Below are 13,029 nucleotides of genomic sequence, written 5' to 3' on the forward strand. Positions count from 1 at the left end.
GCACAGAGGTCCGTTGCGTTCATACGGTTAATAAGAAAGAGCACTCATGTGTGAGTGCCCCTTTTTTCTTTATTGTATCCGAAGATGCGAACAATGTCGACTGTTTAAAACTGCATCAGCGTCAAAATATCGTAGCCTTCCAATTTTTTGCGGCCGCCAAGCTCGGTAAGCTCAATCAAAAAGGCCAATCCGGCCACCACTCCGCCGAGCTGTTCCACCAAATCGATCGTCGCCCGCATCGTCCCGCCCGTCGCCAGCAAATCGTCGGTGATCAACACGCGCTGCCCTGGCTTAATGGCATCTTTATGCATCGTCAAGACATCTGTTCCATATTCCAGGCCATACTCCACACGGACGACTTCGCGCGGCAGCTTCCCTTCCTTGCGCACCGGCGCAAATCCGACGCCAAGCGCATAGGCGACTGGGCATCCGATGATAAAGCCGCGCGCTTCCGGACCAACGACGATATCGATTTGTTTTTCGCGCGCATATTGAACAATTTGGTCGGTCGCATATTTGTACGCCGGACCGTTGTCCATCAGCGTTGTAATATCTTTAAACATGATGCCCGGCTTCGGGAAATCGGGCACAATCGTAATGTATTGTTTTAAGTCCATGATACGTTTGCCTCCTCGTGCGTTTGCGAACGTGTCATTTCCGCCAAACAGCGTTTCAATTGCTCGTAAGTGGAATAGACTAACTGATGCTCCGCCTCGAGCTCGTCCCGCCGCCGGCGGTACGTCGGCGATTCGTGCAAATCGCGCTTCGCCGGCTGATGAACGAGCGAAATGACGCCGTTTTGTTCGTTGATAAAGTCAAGCTCTAAAAATACTTTCGCCATAAAATGAACCGTCTCTTCCGTCCAACCGCGGGCGCGGGCCAGCTCACCACCGCGCTTGGCGAGCGGAAACGAACGGTGTTGATGCAAAAAGGCGTAAAACCATTTAAAATGGTCGCGCGTTGGAAACGTGCGGAAAAATTGCGCCTCGGGCTGGGCAAACACCGCGTAAATGCGCGCCGGCCGCCCGCTGCCAAGAAGCGCCGACAGCAAGGCCAGCCGCGGCGGCACGTCAAGCAGCACGACATAGCGGTCGTCAATCGATAAGGCGCCCGCCTCTTCTTCGGTCGGCACGCAATGAAGCTCCCCGCGAAATGGCGCCACGTCCGGGCGCTGCCCAGTTTCACAGCGAAAGGAGACGACTAGCCGCTTCTCTTTTGGCAGCCGCTCAAGAAGTGGACGGACGTCGCGGCAGCCGCGGACGTCAAACAGCTGGCAGTCGCTGACCGCCAGATCACACAACGACAGCTGCGGCTTGGCGAACCCGTTCCATTCGTTCACCGACAGCTCCCCGACCGCCGAAATGCGCGCATCCGGAGCGATTTCTTCGCATAACGGCCCAAGGCCGAAGCCGATGGCATCGATCGCGGCCCCGTCTTGGGAAAAGACGGCTTTCATATGGGCTCCGTTCGCCCCGACGCGCCGCATGGTTTCAACGGACGCCCCTTCAATGAGAACAAGCGGCCGCGGATTGCCGACGCCAAACGGAGCGAACCGCTCAAGGCTGCGGGCGGCCGACAGCGTCAACTCAGCAATCGAACAGGAAGCATCAATGAACGTCGGCGGCGTAAAATCGTCCTCAGACAACGTTTCGGCGGCGATGTCGTTCAGCCGTTGCCGTAATTCTTCGACATCATCAAGCGACAATGTCATCCCCGCCGCCATCGGGTGGCCGCCAAAGTGCGGCAACAGGTCGCGGCATTGCGACAGGCTGGCGAATAAGTCAAACCCATGAATGCTGCGGGCTGACCCTTTGGCGATCCCTTTTTCCCGGTCGATTGAAAGCACGACCGCCGGGCGGTAAAACTGCTCGACAAGCTTAGAAGCGACAATGCCCACCACTCCGGCATTCCATCCTTCGCCTGCCACAACCAAGACGCGATGTTCCTCAGGAGGAAATTGGCGGCGCACCATGTCCGCCGCTTCTTCAGCGATTTGTGCCACAAGCTGCTGACGTTCGCGGTTTAACTCGTCCATCTCCGCCGCCAGCTGCACCGCTTCGTTCTCATCGTCCGTCATTAAGAGCGCCACTGCCGGATCGGCGCCGCCGAGGCGCCCCGCCGCGTTCAAGCGCGGAGCGATGACAAATCCGACCGTCTGTTCGTTGATGGCCGCCGCATCAATGCGGCATTGCCGAAAAAGAGCGCGCAGCCCGATGCGCTCCGTCGCTCGCAACGCTTCAAGCCCGTGTGCAACAAAGAGGCGGTTTTCCCCAACAAGCGGAACCAAATCAGCGATCGTGCCGATCGCGACCAAATCAAGCAAATGGCGCGGCACCCGCCCAAGCAAGGCATGGGCTACCTTAAACGCAACGCCGACGCCGGCTAAATCGCGAAACGGATATGTACTTCCCGGCTGCTTCGGATGAATGATCGCATGCGCCTCCGGCAACACCGGACCTGGCTCGTGGTGATCCGTTACGATGACATCCATCCCCCACTCGTTGGCGGCCGCAATTTCCTTGACCGCCGCAATCCCATTGTCGACGGTCACAATGACGGAAACGCCGCGCTCTTTTGCGGAGCGAAACGCCGCCATGTTCGGCCCGTATCCTTCCGTAAATCGGTTCGGAATGTAGAACTCGACCGACGCCCCCGCCTCCTTGAGAGCACTCACCATCACCGACGTGCTGCAAACGCCATCGGCATCGTAATCGCCGTATACCAACACGCGTTCACCCGCGTCGATCGCCCGCTTTAGACGCTGAATCGCTCGCTCCATCCCATCAAGCAAAAACGGATCATGAAACGGTTGCTCAAGCGGATTGAGAAACGCCGCCGCCTCCGAGGCCGTCCGCACCCCGCGGCGGACGAGAAGCCTCGCCAATAAGGGCGTGACGCCGGCTTCCTCAGCCAGCCGCCTCACCGCCTGCTCATCGAGGCGCTCCACCTCCCAACGCGTTTTCGCTTTCAACATGTCTCCCACCTCAACTCTCCTTATTATACAAAAAGGAGAAAAGGGCAGGCAACGACATTACGGTTTTTTTTCCGGGTTGTACGGGTTGATGTGAACCATGACATTGCGGACGCGCGGCAGCGTCAGCAGTTTTTCTTTCACTTTCTTTCCGATCCGGTGCCCCTCTTCGACCGTCAATTGCGGATCGACGGCGATTTTCAAATCGACGATGACGTAATGGCCGTGCTCGCGCGCATGCAGCTCATTGATTTGCCGCACATCGGGAATGGACAAGACCGCCTCGCGCAAATAGCCGGCCTCTTCCTCGTGAAGCACATGGTCGATCGCCGTATGGACCGACTGTCGGCCAAGGTTCCATGCCATTTTCAGAACAAGCAGCGAGACGAACAATCCGGCGAGCGGGTCGGCGTATACAAGCCAGTCAATCTCCCATTTTCCACCGACAATGGCGGCGCCGACGCCGATGAGCGCAGCAAACGACGAAAACACATCCGATCGGTGCTCATAGGCGTTGATGATCAGCGCATCGCTGTTTAGCTTTTTCCCGAGCCGGTATTTATAGCGAAACATCGCTTCTTTGACAGCAATCGACAACAACAAGACGTAAATGGCGGCCGCCCCGGGCGGCGACAGTGGGGCGAAAAATGACAGAAACGCCGAGCGCCCGATCTCGATCCCAACGAGAAATAGAAGAACCGCCACAATAATGGCGGCGATTGATTCCGCTTTCCCATGCCCGTACGGATGATCCTCATCCGGCGGGCGCGCAGCGGCCCGCAGTCCGACCCAAACGGCGAACGAGCCGGCAACATCGGACGCTGAATGGGCGGCATCAGCGATCAACGCTTGGCTTTGGCTCCACACGCCGACCGCCGCCTTGACAGCAGCAAGCGCCATATTTCCAGCGATCCCGACGATCGCTGCCGTTTTCGCCTGCCTGAACCGCTGTTCGTGTTCCATGGCCATCTCCCCCACCTTTGCATTCAGCAGCCTCACGCGCTGCCTATGTTGCATCTGACGGTTAGTGTATCCATTTTCCGCCCTAAGCATTGCACCGAACAAAAAGGCGCCGGAAAAGCACATTCGCTTTTCCGGCGCGCTGTTACACTTGCGGTTCGGCCTCGGCCGCCGCTTTTTTGGCTCCTTTCCCTTTTTTGAGCTCCTGTCCTTTCCAAACGACCCAAAGCTGAGAAGCGATGCAAAGCGACGAATAGACGCCGCACACAAGTCCAACGAGCAAGGCGAGGTTGAAATTGCGGATCGCTTCGCTGCCAAAGATGAGCAACGCGATGACCGTAAACAAGACGGTCAAGACGGTATTGACCGAGCGCGTAAATGTTTGCTGCAACGCCCGGTTGACGATATGCTTCAAGTCGTCGACCGTTTTCACTTTCCGCTTTTTCATCAAATCCCGGATGCGGTCAAACGTGACGATCGTATCGTTGATCGAGTACCCGATGATCGTCAGCACCGCGGCGATGAATGTCAAATCGACTTCAAGACGCGTCAAGCTGAACACGGTAATAATAAAAAACGCATCGTGCAATAAGGCGACAATGGCTGCGAGCGCCATTCGCCACTCAAAGCGAATCGTCACGTAAAGAATGATGCCGATGGATGAAATAAGCACAGCAATGAGCGCGTTGCGAGCCAGCTGCTTGCCGACGACCGGAGAGACGGTGCTGATGTTTGGTTCGTTGCCATACGCTTGCTTCAATTCATTTTTCAGCTTGGCAATTTCTTGCTTATCGAGCACGCCAATCAAGCGGACGACGCCTGTTTTCCCATCCGTGCCGGACAGGACGACATCTTCCGGCTTGTAGCCGAGCCGCTCGAAATAGCCGCTCAACTCTTTTGCATCGATCGGCTGGCTGCTCGTCACCTCAACGCGCGTTCCGCTCGTGAAGTCAATGCCAAGATTCAGCCCCAGGGCAAACAACGAGATGACGCCGGCGATCGTCAATGCGCCAGAGAAAATGAAAAACTTTTTGCTATGTTTGACAAAATCCCAGCGGTCAAACTTCGTCGGCACTTCCGTTTCCTCGGTCGTTTCGGCAATGTTTAAGATTTCCGACTTTTTGACGCCAAACCACTCCGGCTTTTTATCGAGCCAGCGGCTTGACACAAGCAGTCCGAGCAACAGCCGCGTGCCGTAAACGGCGGTGAGAAAGCTGACGACGATGCTGATGATGAGCGTCGTCGCAAACCCTTTCACCGAGCTTGTCCCGTAAATAAAAAGAACAGCGCCGGCGATGATCGTCGTAAGGTTGGCGTCAAAAATCGTCGCAAACGACCCGCGGTTGCCAGCACGGAACGCCGACAGCATCGACTTGCCGAGCTTCAGCTCCTCTTTGATCCGTTCGTACGTAATAATGTTGGCATCGACCGCCATCCCAACCCCCAAAATCAGGGCGGCAATGCCTGGCAGCGTCATAACGACGTTCATCCAATCAAACAAAAGCAAAATCAAATAAATGTATACCGACAGCGTAATGACGGCGATGATCCCGGGAAGCCGGTAAAACCAAATCATGAACAAGAAGATCGCCGCCACACCGATGATGCCGGCCAACACCGTTTTTTGCAGGGCGTTTTTCCCAAACTGAGCGCCGACGGACGTGGAGTAAATTTCATGCAGCTCGACCGGCAGCGCGCCGGCATTGAGCAAATCGGCCAGCTGTTGCGCTTCTTTGACCGTAAAATTGCCGACGATCGACACATCCGTCTGATTGAACACTTGGTTGACTGAAGCGGCGGAAATAAATTTCGGATCAGCTTTGCCCGCTTCTTTCCGGTAGGAGTCCACCCCTTCTTTAAAATCGAGCCAAATGACTAAAATGTTGTTTGGCGGCCCCATTTTATATACTTTTTCCGTCACCTGGCGGAACTTGTCGGCGTCTTTCAATTTCAGAGCGACGCTCGGCCGGCCGTTTTCATCAAACGACAGCTTCGCTCCGCCTTGGACGAGGTCGCTTCCGTCCATAAGCACGTTGTCATTGACATCGCGGAACGTCAATTTCGCCTGCGTGGACAAAATTTCGCGCGCCTCATTTTGGTCTTTCACCCCGGCGAGCTGGACGCGGATGCGGTTTCCTCCCTCGATGTCAACGCGCGGCTCGCTGACGCCAAGGACGTTGATCCGTTTATTCAGCGCGCTGACGGTGCTTTGCAGCGTCTCTTGGTCAATCTTATCGCCTTTTTTGGCCGGCTTCACTTCATACAGCACTTCAAAACCGCCTTGCAAGTCAAGGCCCAGTTTGATGTTATGTACAATTCCTTGAATCGTCGGCCCCATCACTCCGGCGAACAAAAGCAGGAGCAGAAAAAAGGCGACGATGCGGCTTCGTTTTACCATTCTCCTTAAGATCCTCCTTCAACTTGCCTCGGCGCCGTCCGCCGCAGCGCCAAGCAAAACATTGGCCTCGCCTTCCATTATGAAACAGCAGCCGGCAAGTGTCAATTTTCCACTATAACAATTCCTTTAAAACCCGCTCCAACTCATCATCGCCGGCCGCCTGCTGCTTATACGAACGCATCGTCAAAAACATCATATACTCGCTCGGCGAAAGAGAGAAAATGTCGCTGACCAACTCATGCAGTTTTTTTTCCGCCGGCCGATGCTTCCACTTGCGGGAACATAAACATTCCCACAGCCCGTCCATCGTCACTTGCGTATAGCCGAGAAGACGAAACTCATCGCACTTCGACTCGAGCGCCGGCATGAGCTGTTCGCGCAGCTTCCGGTTTTCATCCATCCCCCATACCCCCTTGTATCCATTGCCGCCTGCCAATCTTGTCATGCTTGGCCATGGGCCTTGCATATATTGTATAAAAGACGGAGGCATTTGAGAAGGCAGGGGGAGAAAATGTCTAAATTTTTACAAGGTACGGTCATTTTAATCGCCGCTGGCTTTATTACGAAAATTCTCGGCTTCATCAACCGAATTGTCGTCGCCCGCATGATCGGCGATGAAGGAGTCGGGCTGTACATGATGGCCGTGCCGACGCTCGTTTTAGCGATTACCGCGACGCAGATCGGGCTGCCGGTCGCCATTTCCAAACTCGTCGCCGAAGCAGAGGCGGCCGGCGACCGGCAGCGGGTGAAACAAATTCTCGTCGTGTCGCTGGCCACCACCGGCGCGCTAAGCATCGTGCTTCTGCCGGCGTTGATCGCTGCTGCGCCATGGCTCTCCCGGACGATGTTCACCGACCCGCGCACGTACTATCCGCTTCTTGCCATCGCTCCAATTGTGCCGATCGTCGCCATCTCTTCGGTGCTGCGCGGCTACTTTCAAGGACGCCAGCAAATGAAACCGTACGCCTACTCGCTCTTGATGGAACAAATCGTCCGCATCAGCTTGATCGCTTTATGCACACAGCCGCTTTTGCCGTACGGCGTCGAGTATGCCGCCGCCGGCGCCATGGCGTCTTCCGTTCTCGGCGAGCTGGCAGCATTATTGTATTTGCTGTTTTTATTTAAGGTTAAAAAATCGATTCGCCTGCGGACAAAGTTTTTTCACTACGTTCAAGCCGGCAAAGAGACGTTCGTCCGCCTCATGCGCATTGCCTTGCCGACGGCCGGCAGCCGTTTGATCGGCTCGCTTTCTTGGTTTTTTGAGCCAATCGTCGTCGCCAACAGCTTGGCATTGGCCGGCATCGCCGCCTCCACTGCCACAAGGCAATACGGACAGCTTGTCGGCTACGCGCTGCCGTTGTTGACGTTGCCGTCGTTTATTACGTACGCGCTTTCGACCGCCCTGGTGCCGGCCATCAGCGAAGCCATGGCGCAACGCAAGCTGCTTTTGGTCGAATACCGGATCGCCCAGGCGATGCGCTTGTCGCTTGTCACCGGCGGCCTTTCCACCGTCGTTCTTTACTTGTTCGCCGAGCCGCTCATGCGCTGGATGTACGGCACAAGTGAAGCCGCGATCTTTATTCAAGTGATGGCGCCGTTTTTCTTATTGTATTATTTCCAAGGCCCGCTGCAGGCGGTCTTGCAAGGACTGGACTTGGCGAACGCCGCCATGACGAACAGCTTGATCGGAGCAGTGGTGAAGCTCGTGTGCATCTTCGTCCTTGCTTCCCGTCCAAGTTTGGGCATTATGGGCGCGGCGCTGGCGACTGCAGTCAGCACCGTTCTTGTGACGTTGCTTCACTTTGCCACGGTCGTCAAGGTGGTGTCTTTTTCCATCGATGCGCGCGAGTACATCAAAGCGCTTGGCGCCATCATCGCTGCGGGCGCAATCGGCTATGCGCTCTCCCGCCATCCGCTTTTGGCGGTGCCCGCACCGCTTTGGACGCTGCTTGCCATGGCCGCGACAGCCGCCCTATATGCCGCCTGCCTCGTTCTGTTCCGGCTCATCCGGCGCGAAGAGCTCGTCTACCTTCCGGGGCTGCACTGGCTGGCCGGCAAAAACAAGCGAAAATAAACGTCTAAACCTGTCCGGCGGTGAATATATTGTGGTAAAAAGCGTTTGGGCCAAGGAGGGATCGCGGTGTCACGGCTTGGCAGCGCACTGGTGTATGGAATCGCCACAGTTTTTGTGTTGGCGGCGCTCGTCAGCTTCATTTTTTCGTTGTTGCTCAAATGGACGGACATTCACGAATCGTTGCTCACCTGGATCGTGTTTGCCGCCTCGGTTGTCTCGCTGTTTATCGGCGGCGTTGTCGCCGGCGGAAAAAGCCAAGAAAAAGGATGGCTCGCCGGCGGGCTGACCGGCCTCTTATTTACGGCGATCATCTTTTTGTTTCAATTTCTTGGCATGGAAAAATCGTTTACCGTCGAACAATGGCTGTACCACCTTGCCTTTTTCGCCGCTGCTTCCTTAGGCGGCATCGTCGGGGTCAATTTGTCATCGTCGCGCTATGAACGGACGTAAAAACGACAAACCAGCGCAAAAGCAAAAGGTGTCCTCAAAGCAAACGGGACACCTTTTGTGATGGAGAGCGCGATGGTAAGAAACGAGATTGCGTCTCGCTCGCGCTTTTCACACCGCCGTTCAAATCGGCGCTCAAGCTTAGACGCCGATGGCCGCGCTTTCGCTACGCCTTGCTTTCCGCCACCACTTCTCTCACCGCGGAGCGGTCGAACGTCAGTCGCGTGCCGTCGCCGGCGCGAACGATGATTTTGTCCTCATCGACCGAGTCGATGATGCCGTGCAATCCACCGATCGTGATGATTTTATCGCCTTTTTTCAAATTCGCCTGCATTTGCTGGATGGCGCGTTGCCGTTTTTGTTGCGGGCGAATGAGCAAAAAGTAGAAAAGCACAAAAAACAGCACAATCGGCAACAAATTGGCGATCGCTGCGTTCATGCAATCCCCCTCCTTTCCGGTCGTCAAAAGTTTTTTGCATTCGGCTTGTTGAAGCCGTAGCATTCGAAAAATTCCTCACGGAAATCGGCGAGTCGATCTTCGCGGATCGCTTGTCTCACCTGCTCCATCAATTTTATCAAAAAATAGACGTTATGGTAAGACGTGAGGCGGATGCCAAATGTTTCATCACATTTGATGAGATGGCGGATGTACGCACGCGTATAGTTCCGGCACGTGTAGCAGTCGCAGTTCGGATCGAGCGGCGAGAAGTCGCGAGCGTACTGGGCATTTTTGATCACCACCCGTCCTTCGCTCGTCATCACCGTCCCGTTGCGGCCGATGCGCGTCGGCAATACGCAGTCGAACATGTCGATGCCGCGGATCGCCCCGTCGATGAGCGAATCCGGCGAACCGACGCCCATTAAATAGCGGGGCTTGTCCGCCGGCAGAAGCGGCGTCGTAAACTCAAGCACCCGATTCATGACCTCCTTCGGCTCGCCGACCGACAACCCGCCGACCGCATAGCCCGGGAAATCGAGCGACACTAAATCGCGGGCGCTTTGCCGGCGCAACTCCTCATACTCGCCGCCTTGGACGATGCCAAACAGCCCTTGCTCATTCGGGCGGCGGTGCGCCTTCAAGCAGCGCTCCGCCCAACGGCTCGTCCGCTCGATGGACTGTTTCATGTATTCATACGTCGCCGGATACGGCGGGCACTCATCAAACGCCATGATGATGTCGGCGCCAAGCGCATTTTGAATCTCGACTGCTTTTTCCGGCGATAAAAACAGCTTATCGCCGTTTAAATGGTTGCGGAAATAGACGCCTTCTTCCTCGATGCGGCGGAATTCACTGAGGCTGAACACTTGGAAGCCGCCGGAATCCGTCAAAATGCCTCGATCCCAATTCATAAACGCATGCAACCCGCCCGCTTCCGCGACAATGTCATGCCCCGGGCGCAGCCAAAGATGATAGGTGTTGCTTAAAATGACGCCGGCCCCCATTGTCTTCAGCTCTTCCGGCGACAGCGTCTTGACCGTGGCGAGCGTCCCAACCGGCATAAACATCGGCGTTTCAAACGAGCCGTGCGGCGTATGGAGGATGCCAAGGCGCGCGCCCGTCTGCCGGCACGTTTTGATCAGTTCAAAGCGAATCGGTGTCGTCAACGTGCTCGTCTCCTTTCTCAAATGATGAGCATCGCATCACCGAAGCTGAAAAAGCGGTATCGCTCTTTGACCGCTACTTGATACGCGTGCAAAATATTTTCGCGCCCGGCGAGCGCACTCACGAGCATGATGAGCGTCGATTTCGGCAGGTGGAAGTTCGTCACCAGCCCATCAATCCCTTTGAACTCATAGCCCGGATAGATGAAAATGTCGGTCCAGCCGCTTTCTGCAACAAATCGGCCGTTATGTTTGCCGGCGATCGTCTCGAGCGTCCGTGTCGACGTCGTGCCGACGGCGATGATGCGGCCGCCCTGCTCCCGGACGCGGTTTAACGTCTCAGCCGTTTCCTCGCTCATTTGATAAAATTCGGCGTGCATATCGTGCTTCTCGACTTCGTCCACTTGCACTGGCCGAAACGTGCCAAGCCCGACATGAAGGGTGATGAAGACGATATGCACCCCTTTTTCGCGAATGGCGTCAAGCAGCTCTTCGGTGAAATGCAAACCGGCGGTTGGCGCCGCTGCCGAACCAATTTCACGGGCGTACACCGTCTGATACCGTTCCGGGTCGTCAAGCTTTTCTTTAATGTACGGGGGCAGCGGCATCTCCCCAAGTTCGGCCAATACTTCATAAAACAGGCCGTCATACGAAAACTCAAGCACTCGCCCGCCGTGTTCCAGCGTATCGAGGCAGACGGCTTCAAGCTTCCCCTCGCCAAAGGTGAGTTTCGTTCCTGGCTTGACTCGTTTTCCCGGCTTGACGAGCGTCTCCCAACGGTCGCCGTCCAATTGCTTTAACAGCAGCACTTCGACCGTTCCGCCCGTTTCCTCTTTTTCGCCGTAAAGCCGCGCCGGCATGACGCGCGTATCGTTTAAAACGAGGCAGTCGCCCGGATTCAAGTACGAAATAATGTTGCGAAACGTTTCATGGCGAATGGCGCCCGTTCGTTTATCGAGCACCATGAGCCTTGATGCCGCCCGGTCTGGAAGCGGCGTTTGCGCAATCAACTCTTCCGGCAAATGAAAATCAAACAAATCGACTTTCATGCAGTTCTCCTTCCTTCAGCGAAATCGTCCGAGCACGTAAAAAATCAACGATAACACAACGCTCAGCAAGATGGATGTCACAACGGGAAAATAAAACGTCATATTCCCTTTGCGGATGACGATATCCCCCGGCAAGCGGCCGAGTTTGACAAACTGCATGACAAACCCGACCATGATGAGCACAACGCCGATCGTCATGATCAACTTTGGCAAGCTGTTCACCGCTTCGGAACCTCCATTCCTAAATGGGTGTACGCAGCCGGCGTGACGACGCGCCCGCGCGGCGTACGCTGCAAGAGACCGATCTGCATCAAGTACGGCTCATACACTTCTTCAATCGTTTGTGCTTCTTCGCCGATGACGGCCGCCAGCGTTTCGAGCCCGACCGGGCCGCCGGCGAATTTTTCAATCATCGCTGAAAGCAGCTTATGGTCGATTTGGTCGAGCCCGAGCCGGTCGACTTGCAGCCGCTCGAGCGCCTCGACAGCAAGCGGCAGCGTAATTCCCCCCTCTCCGCGCACTTGCGCAAAATCGCGGACGCGCCGCAGCAAACGGTTGGCGATGCGCGGCGTGCCGCGCGCCCGACGGGCAAGCTCAAGCGCCGCTTCGCGCTCGATGCCGATTTGCAAGATGGCCGCCGCCCGCTCAATGATTTGGGCGAGTTGGTCGACGTGATAGTATTCGAGCCGGCTGATGACACCAAACCGGTCGCGAAGCGGCGCCGACAGCGCCCCGGCTCTCGTCGTCGCCCCGACGAGCGTAAATGGCGGCAAGTCGAGGCGAAGCGTGCGCGCATCCGGCCCTTTGCCAATCGCGATATCTAAGCAATAATCTTCCATCGCCGGATAGAGCACCTCTTCCACCGCCCGCGGCAGCCGGTGGATCTCATCAATAAAGAGCACATCCCCCGGCTCAAGCGAAGTGAGAAGCGCCGCCAAATCTCCCGGCCGCTCGAGCGCCGGTCCAGATGTCGCTCGCAGCTTGACGCCCATTTCATTGGCGATGATCACGGCGAGCGTCGTTTTCCCAAGCCCCGGCGGTCCGTACAGCAGCACATGGTCGAGCGTCTCTTCGCGGAGCTTGGCCGCTTCAATGAACACTTTTAAGTTTTCTTTGATCTTATCTTGCCCGATATATTCATGCAAATATTGCGGGCGCAAACTCGGTTCAAGCGCAGTTTCTTCCCCTAAGACCTCCCCGGATACAAGCCGTTCCTCCACCGTCATTCCTCCCTTTGGCCGCTGTTTATCCCAAAAGCAGCGCCAGCGCCCGCTTCACATACTGTTCCGTCGACATCGCTTCTTCGCGGAGCGCCGGAATGATTTTCTCGATCTCCCGTTCAGCGTAGCCGAGCGCCTTGAGCGCCGCCACCGCCTCGGCGAGCGCACCGGAAAGCGGTGCGGCCGAACGTGCAGCCGCCGGCGCCGCAAGCGCCCCGAGCTTCCCTTTTAAATCCAAAATCATTTGCCGGGCCGTCTTTTTGCCCACGCCTGGAAACTTGCATAAAAACGCCTCGTTTTCTTCCTCG

The 13,029-nt window shown here is 56.2% G+C and carries 12 protein-coding genes and 1 pseudogene; 2 read left to right on the plus strand and 11 right to left on the minus strand.

All coding sequences use genetic code 11. From position 1 onward, the window contains the following. Nucleotides 1-104: 104 nt before the first annotated feature. From VU18_RS11095 to VU18_RS11115, 5 genes are all read right to left on the minus strand, one after another. A complete protein-coding gene (locus VU18_RS11095; protein WP_013144641.1) occupies nt 105-617 on the minus strand; it encodes an adenine phosphoribosyltransferase in 513 nt (170 codons plus the stop codon). After that, entirely contained in the window at nt 608-2,974 is a 2,367-nt protein-coding gene (gene recJ, locus VU18_RS11100; RefSeq protein WP_047758190.1) for a single-stranded-DNA-specific exonuclease RecJ, read from the minus strand. Before recJ ends, VU18_RS11095 begins: the two co-directional genes overlap by 10 nt. A gap of 57 nt (nt 2,975-3,031) precedes the next feature. Beyond that, nucleotides 3,032-3,940: a cation diffusion facilitator family transporter gene (locus tag VU18_RS11105; protein ID WP_082218536.1), complete on the minus strand. Its 909-nt coding sequence runs from the start codon at nt 3,938-3,940 to the stop codon at nt 3,032-3,034. Nucleotides 3,941-4,076: 136 nt separating this feature from the next. Next, nucleotides 4,077-6,329, minus strand: coding sequence for a protein translocase subunit SecDF (gene secDF, locus VU18_RS11110; protein ID WP_047758105.1), 2,253 nt, complete (start codon nt 6,327-6,329; stop codon nt 4,077-4,079). Between the two features lie 112 nt (nt 6,330-6,441). Further along, complete coding sequence (locus tag VU18_RS11115) at nt 6,442-6,729, minus strand: post-transcriptional regulator (RefSeq protein WP_013524218.1); 288 nt, start codon at nt 6,727-6,729, stop codon at nt 6,442-6,444. Between the two features lie 111 nt (nt 6,730-6,840). Here VU18_RS11115 and spoVB point away from each other — a divergent pair, with 111 nt between their 5' ends. Together spoVB and VU18_RS11125 are read left to right on the plus strand one after the other, a co-directional pair. Beyond that, nucleotides 6,841-8,403 (plus strand): stage V sporulation protein B, encoded by a 1,563-nt coding sequence (gene spoVB, locus VU18_RS11120; protein ID WP_011232061.1) that lies wholly within the window; start codon nt 6,841-6,843, stop codon nt 8,401-8,403. Between the two features lie 66 nt (nt 8,404-8,469). Beyond that, the gene (locus VU18_RS11125; protein WP_011232062.1) at nt 8,470-8,853 is read left to right on the plus strand and encodes a TIGR04086 family membrane protein; all 384 of its coding nucleotides are present in this window, start codon (nt 8,470-8,472) and stop codon (nt 8,851-8,853) included. 163 nt (nt 8,854-9,016) lie between these two features. Here VU18_RS11125 and yajC read toward each other — a convergent pair whose 3' ends face one another. From yajC to VU18_RS11155, 6 genes and pseudogenes are all read right to left on the minus strand, one after another. Continuing rightward, complete coding sequence (gene yajC / locus VU18_RS11130) at nt 9,017-9,289, minus strand: preprotein translocase subunit YajC (protein ID WP_011232063.1); 273 nt, start codon at nt 9,287-9,289, stop codon at nt 9,017-9,019. A gap of 23 nt (nt 9,290-9,312) precedes the next feature. After that, on the minus strand, nt 9,313-10,455 hold the full coding sequence (gene tgt, locus VU18_RS11135; RefSeq protein WP_047758106.1) for a tRNA guanosine(34) transglycosylase Tgt: 1,143 nt from the start codon (nt 10,453-10,455) through the stop codon (nt 9,313-9,315). A gap of 17 nt (nt 10,456-10,472) precedes the next feature. Next, complete coding sequence (gene queA / locus VU18_RS11140) at nt 10,473-11,501, minus strand: tRNA preQ1(34) S-adenosylmethionine ribosyltransferase-isomerase QueA (protein ID WP_023633730.1); 1,029 nt, start codon at nt 11,499-11,501, stop codon at nt 10,473-10,475. A gap of 15 nt (nt 11,502-11,516) precedes the next feature. After that, the gene (locus VU18_RS11145) at nt 11,517-11,723 is read right to left on the minus strand and encodes a DUF2905 domain-containing protein (RefSeq protein ID WP_011232066.1); all 207 of its coding nucleotides are present in this window, start codon (nt 11,721-11,723) and stop codon (nt 11,517-11,519) included. After that, a complete protein-coding gene (gene ruvB / locus VU18_RS11150) occupies nt 11,720-12,721 on the minus strand; it encodes a Holliday junction branch migration DNA helicase RuvB (protein ID WP_021321863.1) in 1,002 nt (333 codons plus the stop codon). The genes VU18_RS11145 and ruvB overlap by 4 nt, the downstream gene beginning before the upstream one ends. 25 nt (nt 12,722-12,746) lie before the next feature. Then, nucleotides 12,747-13,029, minus strand: a pseudogene (locus VU18_RS11155) (Holliday junction branch migration protein RuvA); the annotation flags it as partial.

This window comes from Geobacillus sp. ZGt-1 (assembly GCF_001026865.1).
Taxonomy (GTDB): Bacteria; Bacillota; Bacilli; order Bacillales; family Anoxybacillaceae; genus Geobacillus; species Geobacillus thermoleovorans.